This window comes from Terasakiella pusilla DSM 6293, from assembly GCF_000688235.1.
GTDB lineage: Bacteria > Pseudomonadota > Alphaproteobacteria > Rhodospirillales > Terasakiellaceae > Terasakiella > Terasakiella pusilla.
Map to the genome: position 1 here is coordinate 90,643 of NZ_JHYO01000009.1, position 16,558 is coordinate 107,200.

18 protein-coding genes are annotated in these 16,558 nt (G+C 49.7%); 12 read left to right on the forward strand and 6 right to left on the reverse strand.

Features of this window, described 5'->3' with window-relative positions:
• Positions 1–10: 10 nt before the first annotated feature.
• The gene (locus Q397_RS0107880) at positions 11–3,124 is read left to right on the forward strand and encodes an efflux RND transporter permease subunit (protein WP_028878952.1); all 3,114 of its coding nucleotides are present in this window, start codon (positions 11–13) and stop codon (positions 3,122–3,124) included.
• Between the two features lie 108 nt (positions 3,125–3,232).
• Here Q397_RS0107880 and Q397_RS0107885 read toward each other — a convergent pair whose 3' ends face one another.
• The 5 genes from Q397_RS0107885 to Q397_RS0107905 all read right to left on the reverse strand — a co-directional run bounded on the left by Q397_RS0107885 (position 3,233) and on the right by Q397_RS0107905 (position 8,307).
• Entirely contained in the window at positions 3,233–4,378 is a 1,146-nt protein-coding gene (locus Q397_RS0107885; protein WP_028878953.1) for a hypothetical protein, read from the reverse strand.
• A gap of 167 nt (positions 4,379–4,545) precedes the next feature.
• Positions 4,546–5,727, reverse strand: coding sequence for a Bcr/CflA family multidrug efflux MFS transporter (locus Q397_RS0107890; protein WP_051609820.1), 1,182 nt, complete (start codon positions 5,725–5,727; stop codon positions 4,546–4,548).
• Between the two features lie 11 nt (positions 5,728–5,738).
• Positions 5,739–6,692, reverse strand: a complete 954-nt coding sequence (locus tag Q397_RS0107895; RefSeq protein ID WP_028878955.1) for an MBL fold metallo-hydrolase — start codon at positions 6,690–6,692, stop codon at positions 5,739–5,741.
• Positions 6,693–6,732: 40 nt separating this feature from the next.
• Positions 6,733–7,755, reverse strand: a complete 1,023-nt coding sequence (locus tag Q397_RS0107900; protein WP_028878956.1) for a fumarylacetoacetate hydrolase family protein — start codon at positions 7,753–7,755, stop codon at positions 6,733–6,735.
• Positions 7,756–7,773: 18 nt separating this feature from the next.
• Positions 7,774–8,307: a VOC family protein gene (locus Q397_RS0107905; RefSeq protein ID WP_028878957.1), complete on the reverse strand. Its 534-nt coding sequence runs from the start codon at positions 8,305–8,307 to the stop codon at positions 7,774–7,776.
• A 348-nt stretch (positions 8,308–8,655) separates the two neighbouring features.
• Here Q397_RS0107905 and Q397_RS0107910 point away from each other — a divergent pair, with 348 nt between their 5' ends.
• The 6 genes from Q397_RS0107910 (at position 8,656) to Q397_RS0107935 (ending at position 13,455) form a co-directional block, all read left to right on the forward strand.
• Entirely contained in the window at positions 8,656–9,672 is a 1,017-nt protein-coding gene (locus tag Q397_RS0107910; RefSeq protein WP_028878958.1) for a TRAP transporter substrate-binding protein, read from the forward strand.
• 71 nt (positions 9,673–9,743) lie between these two features.
• Positions 9,744–10,262, forward strand: coding sequence for a TRAP transporter small permease (locus Q397_RS0107915; protein WP_028878959.1), 519 nt, complete (start codon positions 9,744–9,746; stop codon positions 10,260–10,262).
• Position 10,263: 1 nt separating this feature from the next.
• A complete protein-coding gene (locus tag Q397_RS0107920; protein ID WP_028878960.1) occupies positions 10,264–11,568 on the forward strand; it encodes a TRAP transporter large permease in 1,305 nt (434 codons plus the stop codon).
• Positions 11,569–11,572: 4 nt separating this feature from the next.
• On the forward strand, positions 11,573–11,983 hold the full coding sequence (locus Q397_RS0107925) for a bacteriohemerythrin (protein ID WP_028878961.1): 411 nt from the start codon (positions 11,573–11,575) through the stop codon (positions 11,981–11,983).
• Between the two features lie 13 nt (positions 11,984–11,996).
• On the forward strand, positions 11,997–12,644 hold the full coding sequence (gene maiA, locus Q397_RS0107930) for a maleylacetoacetate isomerase (RefSeq protein WP_028878962.1): 648 nt from the start codon (positions 11,997–11,999) through the stop codon (positions 12,642–12,644).
• Positions 12,645–12,672: 28 nt separating this feature from the next.
• Positions 12,673–13,455, forward strand: coding sequence for a 3-hydroxybutyrate dehydrogenase (locus tag Q397_RS0107935; RefSeq protein WP_028878963.1), 783 nt, complete (start codon positions 12,673–12,675; stop codon positions 13,453–13,455).
• Here the strand turns inward: Q397_RS0107935 and Q397_RS24000 are convergent, their stop codons facing one another.
• Entirely contained in the window at positions 13,456–14,025 is a 570-nt protein-coding gene (locus tag Q397_RS24000) for a 4'-phosphopantetheinyl transferase family protein (RefSeq protein ID WP_051609821.1), read from the reverse strand.
• A gap of 116 nt (positions 14,026–14,141) precedes the next feature.
• Between Q397_RS24000 and Q397_RS0107945 the strand changes: the two genes are divergently transcribed.
• The 5 genes from Q397_RS0107945 to Q397_RS0107965 are packed head-to-tail and all read left to right on the forward strand — an operon-like array spanning position 14,142 to position 16,552.
• A complete protein-coding gene (locus Q397_RS0107945) occupies positions 14,142–14,552 on the forward strand; it encodes a hypothetical protein (RefSeq protein WP_038013103.1) in 411 nt (136 codons plus the stop codon).
• Between the two features lie 5 nt (positions 14,553–14,557).
• The gene (locus tag Q397_RS21600; RefSeq protein WP_051609822.1) at positions 14,558–15,283 is read left to right on the forward strand and encodes a beta-ketoacyl synthase chain length factor; all 726 of its coding nucleotides are present in this window, start codon (positions 14,558–14,560) and stop codon (positions 15,281–15,283) included.
• Positions 15,273–16,046 (forward strand): lysophospholipid acyltransferase family protein, encoded by a 774-nt coding sequence (locus Q397_RS0107955; protein WP_028878965.1) that lies wholly within the window; start codon positions 15,273–15,275, stop codon positions 16,044–16,046. The genes Q397_RS21600 and Q397_RS0107955 overlap by 11 nt, the downstream gene beginning before the upstream one ends.
• Positions 16,039–16,299: a phosphopantetheine-binding protein gene (locus tag Q397_RS0107960; protein ID WP_028878966.1), complete on the forward strand. Its 261-nt coding sequence runs from the start codon at positions 16,039–16,041 to the stop codon at positions 16,297–16,299. The genes Q397_RS0107955 and Q397_RS0107960 overlap by 8 nt, the downstream gene beginning before the upstream one ends.
• A gap of 4 nt (positions 16,300–16,303) precedes the next feature.
• Positions 16,304–16,552: an acyl carrier protein gene (locus Q397_RS0107965; protein ID WP_028878967.1), complete on the forward strand. Its 249-nt coding sequence runs from the start codon at positions 16,304–16,306 to the stop codon at positions 16,550–16,552.
• The last annotated feature ends 6 nt before the right edge of the window (positions 16,553–16,558 follow it).

The following is a 16,558-nucleotide window of genomic DNA, read 5'->3' on the forward strand; positions in this document are numbered from 1 at the left end:
AGGACGCAGTATGGCTAAGTTTTTTATCGACCGTCCGGTCTTTGCATGGGGTGTGTCCATCGTCATTATGTTGGCGGGTGGCTTATCAATTCTGCAATTACCTGTCGAACAGTATCCCTCCATTGCCCCACCCGCGGTGACTATTCAGGCGACCTATCCCGGTGCCTCTGCAAAAACGGTTGAAAATACTGTTACGCAGGTCATCGAAGAAACCATGAACGGGCTGGATCATTTACGCTACATTTCATCAAACAGTCAGTCGAACGGCTCTGTTGAGATTAAATTGACGTTTGAACCAGAAGCCGATGCAGATATTGCGCAAGTTCAGGTGCAGAACAAGATGCAGTCAGCCCTGTCCCTGTTGCCAAATGAAGTGCAGCAGCAAGGGGTTGTGGTTTCTAAATCCAGTGGGTCTTTCTTGATGGTTGTCGGCTTTGTGTCCAAAGACGGCAGCTTGGATCAAAAAGATATTTCTGACTTTATCTACACGACAGTTCGTGATCCGCTTGCGCGGACAAACGGTGTGGGCAACGTCCGTGTGTTTGGTGCCAAGCACGCTATGCGGATCTGGCTCGATCCTCACAAACTCATCAGTTATAACCTGACTGTTGCGGATGTGACGTCGGCGATTACCGCACAGAATACCGAAATTACCGCCGGTCAGATTGGTGGTGCACCGTCCCTGCCGGGGCAACAGATTAACGCGACAATTACGGCGCAAAGTAAACTGCAAACCGAAGAAGAGTTCGCCAACATTCTGTTGCGTGTAAATACTGATGGTTCCCAAGTCCGCTTGGGCGATATCTCGCGCATTGAAATCGGGGCGGAAAGCTATAGCGTTGTTGCCCGTTATAACGGGAATGAAGCTTCCGGTGTGGGGATTAACCTTGCAACGGGTGCCAACGCGTTGGATACAGCCGATGCGGTCCGTGCGCGTTTGGCAGATTTGCAGGCTGTTTTCCCTAAAGGGTTGGAAGTTGTCTACCCCTACGATACAACACCGTTTGTTAAAGTCTCGATCAAGGAAGTGATTAAGACACTCTTTGAAGCGATCGTTCTGGTGTTCCTCGTGATGTTCCTGTTTTTGCAGAACTGGCGCGCGACCCTTATTCCGACGATTGCGGTTCCGGTTGTTTTGCTGGGGACGTTCGGGATTTTGTCCCTGTTCGGCTATTCCATCAACACCCTGACCATGTTCGGGATGGTGTTGGCGATTGGTCTGTTGGTTGATGATGCTATCGTTGTTGTGGAGAACGTGGAACGGGTCATGCATGAGGATAAATTATCCCCACGTGATGCCACCCGTAAATCCATGGAACAGATCACGGGTGCCTTGGTGGGTATCGCGCTTGTGCTGTCTGCGGTCTTTGTGCCGATGGCCTTCTTTGCGGGTTCTACCGGGTCGATTTATCGTCAATTCTCTATTACCATCGTGTCATCCATGGCGTTGTCTGTGGTGGTTGCGATTGTTCTGACACCGGCTTTGTGTGCGACCATGCTGAAGCCGACCACAAAGGATCCCCATAGTAAAAGCGGGTTCTTTGGTTGGTTTAACCGTGGTTTTGATAAGACAAACAACTTTTACCAAAAAAGTGTGAGCTATGTAACGCGCCGTCGCGTGCGTTTCCTTGGTCTGTATGTGGCCTTGGTTGCTGTGTTGGCGCTGTTGTTTGTCCGTTTGCCGGGGTCTTTCCTGCCGGAAGAAGATCAGGGGATTTTGTTCTCCATGGTTCAGCTTCCCGCCGGGGCGTCCCAAGAACGGACCGTTGAAGTCTTGAAAAAGATCGAACATCACTTCCTTGAAGGCGAGAAAGAAAACGTCAACGGCCTGTTTACGGTTGCGGGCTTCTCCTTCGCCGGGAGTGGGCAAAACGCGGGTATCGCCTTCATCAACTTGAAAGACTGGTCGGAGCGGGAACGCCCAGATCAATCGGTCAAAGCGGTGATTGGTCGGGCCTATGGTGCCTTCTCTCAAATCAAAGAAGCCATGATCTTCGCCTTCGCACCGCCTGCGATTATCGAATTGGGTCAGGCCAACGGGTTTGACTTGCAATTGGTGGATCGCACAGGCGTTGGTCATGATGCCTTGGTTGCCGCGCGTAACCAACTGTTGGGCATGGCAGCACAAGACCCGCGTGTGGTCGGCGTGCGTCCAAACGGCCTGAACGATATGCCGCAGTTTGACATTCATATTGATCAGGAAAAGGCGGCCGCCCTTGGCGTCAACCTGTCTGAGATCAACCGGACGTTGGCAACAGCGTGGGGGTCAAGCTACGTGAACGACTTTATCGAAAAAGGTCGCACGAAGAAGGTTTACGTACAGGCAGATGCGCCGTTCCGTATGATGCCGGAAGACTTGAACTATTGGTATGTGCGCAACAATCAGGGTGAAATGGTGCCGATTTCGGCCTTCACATCAACGAAATGGAGCTTCGGTTCACCCCGTCTGGAACGCTTTAACAGTTTATCCTCTGTCAACATTCAGGGCCAAGCGGCACCGGGTGTTGCGTCTGGTGATGCGATGCTGGCGATGGAAGAACTGGTGTCTCAGTTGCCGGGCGGGATCGGTCTGGAATGGCAGGGCGTTTCTTACGAAGAACGTGAAGCCGGGGAACAGGGGCCGATGTTGTACCTGTTGTCCATGATTGTGATCTTCCTGTGTTTGGCGGCGCTTTATGAAAGCTGGACCATTCCGGTCTCGGTCATGATGGTTGTACCGCTTGGCGTCTTGGGGGCTGTCATTGCCGTCATGCTGCGCGGGCTGCCTAGTGACGTTTACTTCCAGGTGGCGATCTTGACGACCATCGGTCTGTCGGCCAAAAACGCGATTTTGATCGTTGAATTTGCCCGTGACCTTTATGATCAAGGCATGGATATGGTCGATGCGACCGTCGAAGCCGCCCGTCAACGTCTGCGTCCGATTGTGATGACGTCTATGGCCTTTACCCTTGGGGTTTTGCCATTGGCCGTCAGTAGTGGCGCTGGTGCTGCTGCCCGTGTGGCGGTGGGGACTGGTGTGATGGGCGGGATGATTGCCGCGACTGTGTTGGCGATCTTCTTCGTACCGTTGTTCTTTGTTCTGATCGTGGGCTTGTTTAAACGCAAGAAACCCGCTGCGGAATAAGACAAAGCCTTAAACTAAAAAAAGCCGAAGCATTCAGTTGCTTCGGCCTCTTTTTTGTCTAATTTGCTATCAGTGAACGTGTTAGTGATCAATTAGTGGCGATGCTTTTTAATAATTAATCCAATTAGATATAAGTTTAGAAAGGTAATTTGGACCTTTCTCGTAAATGCTATGAAGTTTTTTTAATAAGTCTGAAGTGGTGTTTACTCGTTCAACAGGTTTCCATATTTTATCAGAGGTGGTAATTTTTACTGTACGTGAGTTGGAAAACTCAAATTTAAGGTTACTGATTTGATCGTATATTAGGTGTAATTTTTTGTATTCAACCTCTAGGCGTTCTGACGCATCTTTGGGGTTGTTAAGTGTTATAATGTCGTTTTGTAAAGACAATAATTGATCTACTTTTTTTTGTAGTGATGCAATTTTTTGCCATCTATTGTCAGTTTCGGACTTAGGGTATTTGAGAATAAAGTTTTGAATATATTCTGCTTTTTCTTTACTTTTTTGTCTTTGAGATGTTAGGACTGAGATCATAGGTAGGGCGTCATCGACTGGAACTTGATATTTTCCCGAGATACCTATTGCGGCTTTCTTAATTTTTTGAAGTTTGGCGCGTAATTCGTTCTCGTATTCAAAGTTTTTGTTTATTAGTTCCGAAACCTCGGTGATATAAAAATCGGGAGACAGTAAATGGCGATCTACGTTATCCACCAAATCTCTGATTTGTGAGAGCCATTGTATGAAGTGATCGGAAGTGAACCTAGCGGGGAATGGGGTTACTATGGTTTTGTCAATTCCTTTTATTAGTGTTATCATGCAGGGAAGTTCTTTTTGGCTGACGCCGTATAAGTCAATAAAGTCTGGTACTAGCCTAGCACTACTGTTTGCAATAAAGCTGGCTATTTCTTCTTTTCGATAATTATCTTTTCTTTTCGACAATTGAGCATCAATTCTTGATAGATAATCTCGTACTGGAACGGCTTTATTGGATATTTTCTTGTATTCTGCGGCAATGAAGTTTTGTTGATTCCGACAAGTAAAAGAAGATTGGGCTGAAATATTATTTCCACAAAGTAAAAAGCCAATGAGATTGCCAATTATACTATCAATTTCAATGCAGTTGTCTATTAAAGAAGATAGAATGGATATCTCTTGTTTGGCGGCCCCTAAAAAAATACATAAAGCCACCTCAGGCGTTTTTTCAGAAACAAACCAATTGTGTACATCTTGAGCACTTCCTTCTTTAAAAATCATATAATTAGCCTTCGTGAAACGCTGTGAAATATTGAGAATGTTTTATTCCATAGCATATTGCGTTTCTATTTTAAATTATTTAATAGGCTTCTTTTATAGCTATAGGGTGTTTTTGTAAATACATTGTCAAGGAGTAGTGAAATGAGTGAGTAGCTTTATTTTATGTGTTAGCGTTGCGAGAGTTTAAAAATGCTAAAGGACAGAACAGCACAGGCCAATATGGTATAGGCCATGGGCATCGCCGTCCCGTCATTGAGCAGGGAGACAGTAAAGCCTGCGACACTGCCCAACCCAAATTGAAACAGGCCAAAGAGGGAGGAAGCTGTGCCCGCAAACTGCCCAAAGGGTTCGAGTGTACCTGAAATCCCGTTTGCCGCCATGGGGCTGAGGCAGCCGACAAAGAAAAACAGCGGGACCGCTAGCCCCCAGACGCCCCCAAATCCAAAGGTGACGTTGAGGAGGAGAATACTTGCACTAAGGATCAAGACCCAGATGATAAATGTCATCAGACGGGGCAGGGGGTATTTGTGGGCGACGCGTCGATTAAGTGCGGAAAAACCCGCCATGGACACGATGTTGGCGGCAAAAAACAAAGCATAGCCGCTGGGGCTGACGCCAAAAATAGTCATGTAAATGAAAGGTGTCGCGCTGATATAGGCAAACATCCCTGCAAACCCAAGGCTGGCGCTGAGTGTATAGCCCATGGCCTTGCGGTGGGTAAGGACTTGTTTAAAGGCACTAAATAGAAAGCTGGGATTTAGTGTCACGCGTTTGTCCGGTGACAGGGTTTCGGGCACAAAGACCAAGATCAGCACCGACCACAAACAGGCATAGGCGCTTAAGGTCCAAAAGATTGCGCGCCAGTCCCAGATGTCCAATACCAAAGCCCCGATCAAGGGCGCTGCCATCGGTGCGGCCGTGAGTACGAGCATAAGGAGAGAGAGGGCTTTGGTCAGGTCTGGCCCCTGATAGACATCCCGGATCACCGCCCGTCCCAGCACGGACCCGGAGGCACCGGCCAAGCCTTGGATCAGGCGATAGGTGGTCAGGTCGCTGATGTCGCCACTAAGGGCACAAAAGATGCTGACAAAGCCATAGAGGGTCAGTCCCAGCAAGATGACCCTGCGTCGCCCCAGACTATCGGATAGGGGGCCGTAAATCATTTGACCGATGGCAAACCCTAACAGAAAGGTTGCCATGGTCTGTTGCACAGCACTTTCCGCCACGCCAAGGTCACTGGCGATGGCGGGAAAGGCCGGCAGGTACATATCGAGGGACAAGGCCGCATTCCCCGTCATAACTGCAAGGATTGGGATTGCAAGAAAACTAAGACGGGGGGATGCGGACATAGTCTGTACCTTTATGCGTTATTAAGTTTGGACCACATTTCCTGGTCGCGCTCATCTGTCCAGATTTGCGGGCGTTCCATACCGCCAGCTTCATCATAGGCACGCGAGACATCAAACGGCATACAGTGTTCGTAGATCACCCAGTCGCCATATTTCGGGTCCATGCGTTCTTTACACAGATCAAACGCTTCTTTCAGGTCTTTGCCTGCTTCACGCGCTTCTTTTGCACTTTCATATAAATCGGTGATGAAGGTCTGTGTTTCCGCCATTGCTGTTTCGCACAGCTCCGGCGTATCCAACGCATCGCCGCGACCCGGGACCAGCTTTTGCGGTTTCAGGGTGCGCAGGGCATCCAATGTGGCAGGCCAGTCACGTAAGTGGGCATCACCGGTGTAAGGCGTAGCCCCAAATTCCACCAGATCACCGGCGTAAAGGATTTTTTGTTCCGGCAGCCATGCGACGGTGTCGCCTTGGGTGTGACCGCGACCCGGTGACCAGATTTCAACCGGACAGTTGCCCAGATCGATGGTGATCTTGCCATCAAACACGATGGACGGCCAGGTCAGACCGGGAATGGTTTCTGCCCCTTGGAACAAGCGCGGGAAGCGACCTAGCTCGCTGTCATAGTCAAACTGACCGCGCTCTACGATCATTTCATATGTGGCGCGTGAGGCAATGATGTTTTCCGCCTCATAGGCAGCCGCCCCTAGTACACGCACGGCGTGATAGTGGCTCATCAGGATGTATTTGATCGGCTTGTCGGTGATCTCGCGGATACGTTTGATAACGTCTTGCGCCATGAACGGGGTCGCTTGAGTATCAATTACCATTACGCCGTCATCGCCGATGATAACGCCTGTGTTTGGATCGCCCTCAGCGGTGTAGGCATAGGCGCCTTCCCCGAGTTTTGCAAAAGTGATGTTCTTGTCGCCGAGATCGCCTGTGGAGGCAAAGGTCTTGGTCATGTTGGTTGTGCTCCCGTGGTAGAGAATTTTTATAAAAGGATTAAGATTGCGGTGTGTATTGAACGACTTTCTGGTCAATCGCCCCAAAGATGGACTGTCCGTTTTCGTCATTCATTTCAATGCGGATGGTGTCACCAAACTTCATGAAGGATGTTTTTGGTGCGCCGGACTCGATGGTTTCGATCATGCGGATTTCGGCGATACAGGAATAGCCAACGCCGCCTTCAGAAATCGGTTTGCCCGGACCATCGTCCATTTTGTTAGAGATCGTGCCGGACCCAATGATCGCACCAGCCCCTAATGGGCGTGTCTTTGCCGCATGGGCCACGATGGTCGGGAAGTCAAACGTCATATCCACCGCACAATGAGCCTTGCCGAAAGCTTGCCCGTTCAGGGTTGCAAGCAAAGGCAGGTGCACCATGCCGTCTTTCCAGTTGTCGCCCAATTCATCCGGTGTAATGGCAACTGGTGAAAACGCGCTGGACGGTTTGGACTGGAAGAAGCCAAAGCCTTTCGCCAGTTCCGCCGGGATCAGACCGCGCAAAGACACATCATTGACCAACATGATCAGTTTAATATGGTCAGCCGCTTTTTCCGGTGTGACCGCCATCGGGGTATCATCGGTGATGACGGCGACTTCAGCTTCAAAATCAATGCCGTAGTCTTCGCTTGCCAGTTCAATATCTGCGCGTGGGCCGATAAAGCTGTCAGACCCGCCTTGATACATCAAGGGGTCGCTCCAGAAGCTCTCAGGCAGTTCCGCATTGCGTGCTTTGCGCACCAGCTCAACATGGTTGACGTAGGCAGAGCCATCTGCCCATTGATAGGCGCGCGGTAGCGGGGATTCACAGGTGGCTTCGTCAAACGGCAGGGCGTTGTCGATTTTACCCGCGCTCAAATCGTCATAGACGGCTTGTAGTTTAGGGGCGACTGCGTCCCAATTGTCGATCGCGCCTTGCAAGGTGTCGGCAATCGGGCTTGCCGCAACGCAAGTGGTAAGATCCCGTGAAACGATGACCAGTTGACCGTCGCGGGTGTTGTTTTTAAGTGTCGCAAGTTTCATTGTTACTTTGGCCTTTGCTTAGCTGAATTCTTTTTCGTGCATCCATTTGGCATGCTCGGGCGCGCGTTTTGTTTCGGCCCATTCGTTCAGCATGTCCCATTTAACTTCGTCCAGACGTTTGGACATATCGGCTGTGCCTGTGTTGGCAGCAAGTTCCAGACGGTGCCCGTTGGGATCGAAGAAATAGATGGATTTAAAGATGGTGTGGTCGGTCGGGCCGATGACTTCGATGCCGTCGGCTTCCAGCTTGGCTTTCGCTGCGAACAGGTCATCCATAGATCCGACCTGAAGGGCAAGGTGCTGGCACCATGTGGGGGTGTTTTCATCGCGGCCCATTTCCGGGGAATTTGGCAATTCAAAGAACGCCAGAATGTTGCCCGCGCCCGCATCTAAAAAGACATGCATATAAGGGTCGGGTGCTTTTGTGGAAGGGACTTCGTTTTCTGCAATGGCAAGGACAAAGTCCATATCCAGATACTTGCCGTACCATTCCACGGTTTCTTTGGCATCCTTGCATCGGTAGGCCACGTGGTGAATTTTTTGGATCGTCATTTTCAACTCATTTCGCAAAAGTGGGTATTTACGAAAACCAGACTGTGTGCAGATGATTCCCGTAGTCTGCAACTGTGCGCCTCTTTATAATAGTTACACTTGAAACTAAATCAAGTGAAAAATGAACTCTGTAAATTCAAAAAAATATTCATTTATTTTCAAATGATTATGTCAAAATAAATTCCCAATCTTAAAAAAGTCCTTGCCATTAGTTTCAGATGAAATTAATTTGATTTCAAATGAAACAGCATATAAGTTTCAGCTAAACTATGATCTAGAAAATTGGATTTCGTGCGCAAAATGATTTCCATCGAAATAACAGGTTTTTCTCAAAAATAGAGGTTTTACATGAGACGCCTTTTTGTTGCTGCTATGGCTGCCGCCGCTTTCTGTGGTGTGACAACCGCACAGGCCGAAGTGATTACATTGAAGCTTAGCCACTTCCTGCCGTCCTCCCACCCGTCACAAAAAGATTTTATCGAACCTTGGGTCGCGGAGTTGGAAAAACGCACCAATGGTAAAGTAAAGGTCGAGATTTATCCGGCGGGCTCTGCTTTTGGTCACGTCGCAAAGCAGTTTGATCAAGTGCGTGCTGGCGTCGTTGATATCGCCCACGGTCTAACAGGCTTCCCCCGTGGCCGTTTGCCGCGCACGCTGGTGACGGACTTGCCGTTTTTGGTAAAGACATCCGATGCGGCGTCTAAAACCTTGTGGGATCTGTACCCGACATATCTCGCACCAGAATATAAAGGCATGAAGATGCTGGCCATGCATGCCCATAACGGCGGCCTGATCCACACCCGTGATAAGAAGGTCGAGAAAATTGAAGATTTGAAAGGCCTGCGTCTGCGTACGCCCAGTCTTGCGATCTCTAACATGTTGAAATATCTGGGCGCGACACCGGTTGGTCTGCCGCCAACCCAAGTTTATGAAAACCTGCAAAAAGGTGTGATTGACGGCAACGTCTTTCCGTACGAAGCGGTAAATAGCTTCAAACTTTATGAAGTGTTAGGGTATCACTTGGATGCCAAGGCCTACACGACCTCTTTCTATTTTGCGATGAACGAGAAAAAATACAATTCCTTGCCAGAAGACGTGCGCAAGGTGATTGACGAAATCTCCGGTCAGACGCTGGTGAATAAGTTTGGCGCATGGTGGACCAAGTGGGACCAGCCGGGCATTCAGGCGATCAAAGATAAAGGCAACACGGTGACTGTACTGACAGACGCCCAGCGTGATGAATGGCGTGCACACCTTCAGCCGATGATCGACGCTTATCTGGATGACATGGAAAAACAGGGCGTTCCTAACGCGCGTGAAATTTACGCCAAAGCCCAAGAACTTGTCGCCAAGTACGAGAAGTAATCTTCTCTCTCGCATTTGGGGCGGACGGCACTTTTGTTGGTCTCCGCCCCAAAGCAAAAGGTTTATCTGAAATGATTAGTCTGTTTAACAACATCCTTTTCAGGACGACCCAGTATATTGCCTACGTCGGGATTTTGTTTTTATTTGCCGCCGTTGCGATTACCACCGCCGATGTGGTTTTGCGCAAACTGGACGGGCAGGGCATCTATGGTGCGATTGACCTGATCCAATTGACGGTCTTGTCTGCGGCCTATCTGTCGATCCCTTACACATTCATGAACCGTGCCCATGTTGCCGTGTCCATGATTACAGACAAAATGTCACGACGGGCACAGGCGGCAACGCAAGTGTTGGCGATGATGCTGGCCTGTCTGTTTATGTTTGCGATTGCCTATTACGGCTACGCCCGTGCGATGGAACAAGCTGAATATGGTGATGTGTCCATGATCTTTGGACTGCCCATGATCTATTACTGGGTTCCGCTGATTGTGGGTGCGTTTTTATCGACTGTTGTGACGCTTCATATCGCGGTTGAAAGCCTGTACGTCGTCTTCTCCGGCCATAGCGGTCACTACTACATCGAGGAATAATATGTCTGCTGGTGTTATTGGCATTATCGCCTTTGTTGCCCTGTTTGGCTTGATGGCATTGCGGGTGCCGATTGCGATTGCTATGGGGATGGTCGGGGCCGTGGGCGGCTGGGCCATCAATGGATTTGAAAGTGCGGCCTTTATCATGGGCTCGGTGCCCTTTGAATCGGTCTTTCCGTATTCGCTGTCGGTGATCCCGTTGTTTATTTTGATGGGTGTCTTTGCGGCGCGCGCGGGTTTATCACGGGCCTTGTTTGATGCGGTCCATGCCTTTATCGGGCATTATCGCGGCGGTTTGGCCATGGCATCCGTTGGGGCCTGTGCGGCTTTTGGCGCGATCTGCGGCTCTTCGCTTGCAACGGCGGCGACCATGTGCCGTGTTGCCATGCCGGAAATGCGCCGTCGCAATTATGATGACGGTCTGGCCAGCGCGACCATTGCGGCTGGCGGCACGCTGGGGGTCTTGATCCCGCCCAGTGTGATTATGGTGATTTACGCCTTGCTGACTGAACAGTCCATCGGGCGCATGTTTGCCGCCTCTCTCATACCGGGGATTTTGGCGACTGTCCTTTATATGTTGGCGATCCGCATCAGAACACAGATTAAGCCGGAACTTGGCCCGGCGGACGAAAAAGTGGACTGGTCAGGCCGTATCCGCGCGATGATGAACGTCTGGTCGGTTGTCCTGTTGTTTGGGGTTGTGATCGGCGGGATTTATCTCGGTTGGTTTTCCCCAACAGAAGCGGCAGCGATTGGGGCGGCGGGGGCTTTTTTCCTTGCCTTGGCGCGCAAACAGTTGAGCCCCAGAGTTATTCTGGACTGTATGGGGGAAACCGCGACCACCAGCGGCATGATCTTTATGATCCTGATCGGTACGGCTGTCTTTAACTATTTTGTGGAAACAACCGGCCTGCCGCAAGCCTTGGTGCAGTCGGTTGGGGAACTGGGCTGGAACCCTTATGTGATTTTGGTTCTGCTTGTTGTCTTCTACATCATCTTGGGCTGCTTTATGGACGCCTTGTCCATGATCCTGCTGACCTTGCCGTTTGTCTATCCGATGATTACCGCCCTTGGATTTGATCCCATCTGGTTTGGGGTGATCATGGTGTCGGTTGTGGAAGTGGGCTTGATCACACCGCCTGTGGGGATGAACCTGTTTGTCATCATGGCAAGCACGCCGGGATTGCGTCTACAGACCATCAGCCGAGGTGTTGTTGCCTTTTTGCTGGCGGATGTGATGCGTTTGGCGCTGTTGATCCTGTTCCCCGCTTTGTCGCTTTGGCTGCCCACTTTGATGATGGATTGATCCCATGGACCCTATCGTTTGGAAAGAGGAATATAACATCGGTATTCCCCAGATCGACAAGCAGCATCGCAAGCTCGTCAGTCTGATTAATCACCTGTCAGAAGCCGAGATGAACGGCGGCATGGTGTCTTACGTGTTTGATGATCTGGATCTTTATGTGAAGGAACATTTCCGCGCGGAAGAAGAATTGCTGCGGGCGTTTGAATATCCTGATTTCGACGCACATAAACAGGAACATCGCACCTTTGAAGGCTGGCTTTCTGCCGTGCGGCAATCCTTTAACCTTGGTGGATCGTCGGCTCATTTGATTGCGCAAAGCATGAATGCCTATCTGCGCAACTGGCTGATCAACCATATTCTGGAATCCGATATGGCCTACCGCGATACGTTAACCGTTTCAAAAAAGAAAGAATGAAAAGAGTAAGCGCATGAAATTATATACCTATTGGCGATCGTCTGCGGCCTATCGCGTGCGGATCGGCCTGAACCTGAAGGGGATGGCCTATGAGGATGTTTACGTTCATCTGGTGAAAGATGGCGGCGAGCAGTTGAAAGAGGCCTATCGCGCCATCAACCCGCAAGCCCTCATTCCGGCGCTGGAGCTGGATGACGGGCAATGTCTGACACAGTCCCTAGCGATCCTTGAATATCTAGATGAAATTGAGACTAAGGCTGCCTTTTTACCAGAGGATGCGCTGGATCGTGCCCATGTGCGCAGCCTTGCCTTGTCGATTGCCTGTGATATCCACCCGGTCAATAACTTGCGGGTCTTAAAATATTTGTCGGGTACCTTGAAGGTTAGTGAGGAGGAGAAAACAGAATGGTATCGTCACTGGGTTAAAACTGGGCTAGAGGCTTTGGAAGCAACCTTGGCGCAAAGCGATAAAACCGGGCGTTTTTGTTTTGGTGACCAACCGGGGCTGGCGGATATCTGCCTTGTGCCGCAGGTCTACAATGCCAAACGTTTTAATGTTGATTTAACGCCATATCCGAATATCATCCGTATCGAAGAAAATTGCCAATCTTTGAGCGTGTTTGCTAAAGCTGCCCCAGAGATGCAAGGCGATGCAGTTTAATAGTTAGCGAAACGGATAGAAAGCCATGATGTTGAACGGAAAAACGGCCCTTGTTACCGGGTCGACCAGCGGGATCGGTTTGGGCATTGCACATGCGTTTGCCAAAGCGGGATGCAATGTGGTCTTAAATGGCCTTGGCAATGCTGATGATATTGCCGCATTGGTTGACCAGTTTAATCAGGACTATGACGCCAAGACCGTTTTTCTGGGTGCTGATTTAATGAATGTCAGCGAGATTGAAAATCTGATGGCAGACGCAGCGGCAGAATTTGGGGGTGTTGATATTTTGGTCAATAACGCCGGTATCCAGCATGTGGCCCCGATGGAAGACTTTGCGCCCGAAAAGTGGGATCAGGTAATCGCCTTGAACCTAAGTGCCTGTTTCCACACCACCCGCTTAGCTTTGCCGTATATGAAAGAGAAAAACTGGGGCCGCATTATCAATGTGGCATCAGCTCATGGTTTAGTTGCTTCGGTCAACAAGGCGGCTTATGTGGCGGCAAAACACGGTGTCTTGGGTATGACGAAAGTCTGCGCGCTGGAAACAGCCGAGACGGGCATCACGGCAAACAGCATTTGTCCCGGTTGGGTGCGCACCGAACTGGTGGAAAGACAAATCGAAAAGCGCGCCGCTGAAAGTGGCCGCACAGTGGAAGAAGAAGCCCGCGACCTGTTGACTGAAAAACAACCGTCTAAAGAATTTGTGACACCTGCCCAGTTAGGCGAAGCGGCACTCTTTTTAGCAAGTGATGCAGCAAGCCAGATGACAGGCACGTCCCTGTCTATGGATGGCGGCTGGACAGCACAGTAATCAGGCTCCGTTTAAGGCAAAAAGGCACAGGGCGTATCCTTCATGGGTCATGAAGCGATGGCGCCCTTCTTTTTGTGCGGGGGACTGGATATGGCGTTGAATGGTTGCACAGTTGGTAAAATCGAGTCCACAGCCCTTAGCCTTGCCGTAGGCTTCTAAGAGCGTCCAAAAATGGTAGGCGGCTTGCTGGTCGCCACAAAAAGCAGGGTAGATATTGTGGATCAGGGCACTCAGATTCCGATCCGGCGAGATTCTCTCAATATCAATACCGATGGGACCCGTATCGCAGATGACAGCGCAGGCCCTATCGGCACTATGAGAGACGGAGGCATAGAATTTTTGGTTCGCCCCATAAAGGACGGGGCCGTTTTCCATACAGATATCGATTTCTTTTAAGGACGTCTGATGGGCTGAGAGCATGCGAAGCAAGCAGCGCGCGGCAAGGGAGGCTTGCTGGCGGGGGGCGGACTTGTATTTTGTGACATAGGCAAAATCCGGCTCACTACACCATAAGTTGATTAATTTTTCTGTGTTGGAATTGTAGGGATTTATTTGTGCACATCTAATCATCTGATTTGATTAGCATGAGATAAAATATAAGGAAAGGATGTTCAACTCGGTCTTGACCGATGCATCCTAAACAGGTTTATTGCAAACGATTTTATTTTTATTGGGGAATAGATTAGATGACAAAATTTTTCACACGTGGCCTGTTTACAGTTTTCGCTTGTTTGCTGTTAAGCGGCTGTTTTGGTCGTGTTCAGCCTCTCTATAATGTCGTAAGCAAACCAATCCCGACAGCGTCTCAAGCGCTGAGCATGAAAGAGATTGGCAATGTGATCGAACTGGCAGCCATGGGCCGCGATTGGTTGATCAATAAAAAACAAGAAGGTGTGTATGAACTGACACAAACGAAAAAGACACACGTTGCGGTCGTTCAGGTCAATTATGATCAGAAGACATTTTCGATCAAATACAAAGACAGCTCCAATTTGTTTTACAACGGCGCAAACATTCACCGCAACTATAACCGTTGGGTGCAGTACCTAGAACGCGATATCCAAATGGGGCTGCAAAAAGCCGCTATGAACCGCTAAGGTCAATGACGCTTTTATTTTCTGTTCGGGACTGGGCCGCGTGGGGGCCCGGTCTTGAAACATTACAAGCTTGGGAAGAATCGGATAACTTGTTTGAAGACCTGAGGGCAGAGGACTTAGCGCCCCCGGTCAAGGACTTACCGATGATGTTGCGTCGCCGCCTCAGTCGTATGGGACGCATGATGATGCGGGTTTCCCATGATGTGGATCCGCAGGATCAGGCGGCGGTTGTGTTTTCATCACGCTATGGTGAAAGTGCACAGACAGTGACGTTGCTTCAATCCCTGTCGCTGAGCGAGCCATTGTCACCCGCTAATTTTAGCATGTCGGTCCATAACGGGCTGGCGGGTCTGTTGTCGATTGCAACGAAAAACACAAAACCCCATACAGCAATTTCCGCTGGGAAAGGGAGCTTTTGTGCCGGGTTATTGGAGGCTTGCGCGCTCTTATCCTCGGGGCAGGAAGGCCGAGTGCTCTTGGTTCATTGTGATGAACCGCTATCGGATTTTTATGAGGGATTTACTGATCCGTCTGTCAAACCGTTTGCACTTGCCTTGGTGTTAGAGGCAAAGGGCAAAGAGGCTTTATCGCTTTCTGTGACTTCAGGGCAAGGGCAGGGCCCTTCTTGCGAAGATGCGGCCCTTGGCTTTATTGAGCATGTCTTGAAGGCGCATAAAGCGTGGTCATGGTGTGATGGGCGCACCAGTTGGAACATAAACTATGTTAAATAAATTAAATTATTTTCAGCGCTTGATCTTTACGGGGTTGGCGTTTGCAACATTCAGTCTGGGGGGGCTGATGTTGAGCCTGACGGCGTTTCCGGCAATTGCCATCTTTTCAAAAGATGAAGACACCCGGATCAATCGCACACGATGGCTGATCCACAGATGTTTTGGCGCGTTTGTCTTTATGTTACGCATCACAGGCATTTTAAATTCAGAAGTTTATGATCGTGAACGTTTAAAAACAGGCAAGGGGCGTCTGGTCGTTGCCAATCATCCGACCTTGCTGGATGTGGTCTTTTTGATCTCTATGATGCCGAAGGCCCAATGTATCGTGAAGCACGAGCTATGGGACAGTAAGTATCTGGGCGGTGTGGTGCGTGCAGCGGGCTATATCCGTAATGATGGTGACCCTGAAAATTTGCTGAAACAATGTCAAAAAGCCATCGCACAGGGCCATGATATCGTGGTCTTCCCCGAAGGGACGCGCACTGTACCTGGTAAAGACCTAAAGTTTCAGCGCGGGTTTGCCAATATTGCCGCCCTTGTGCCCTGCGATATTCAGCCTGTGACAATTTCGTGCATTCCGCCCAGCCTTGCCAAGGGGCAGAAATGGTACGAGATCCCACCAAGCAAAATGGAATTCCGGTTTTGGGTTGAGGAAGAACTGGACATTGAGAAATATATAGGCCATCAACCACGATCAAAAGTCGTGCGCCAAATCACACGCGAACTTGAACAACACTATAGCGGAAAAGTCTCCCATGGATGAATTGGAACTGGAAATCAAAATACTTATTGTCGATGCTCTGGGGCTGGAAGATATTGAGCCGGAAGAGATCGACAGCAATGAACGCCTGTTCGTTGAGGGGCTGGGGCTAGACTCGATTGACGCCTTGGAACTGGGGATGGAAATCCAGAAGAAGTACGGTGTTAAAATCAATTCCGAGACAGAAAATGTGAAAGAACATTTTGCCTCTGTCGCCAATCTTGCCAAATTTATTTCTAGCGCGAAGGGAGCCTGAGATCATGCTGACGCGTGACGAAATTTCCGCCAAATTGAGCGAATATCTTCAAGACCTGTTTGAAGTGCCTGAAGAAGATATTACACCGGATGCCAAACTGTTTGAAGACCTTGATCTGGACAGCATTGATGCGGTGGATCTGGTCGTCAAACTACAGGATTTGACGGGCAAGAAAATCCCGCCGGAAGAATTTAAAACCGTGCGTACCGTCGATGATATCGTGGAGCGTGTCCACCAGCTTGTTTCTGAATAGGCTGTC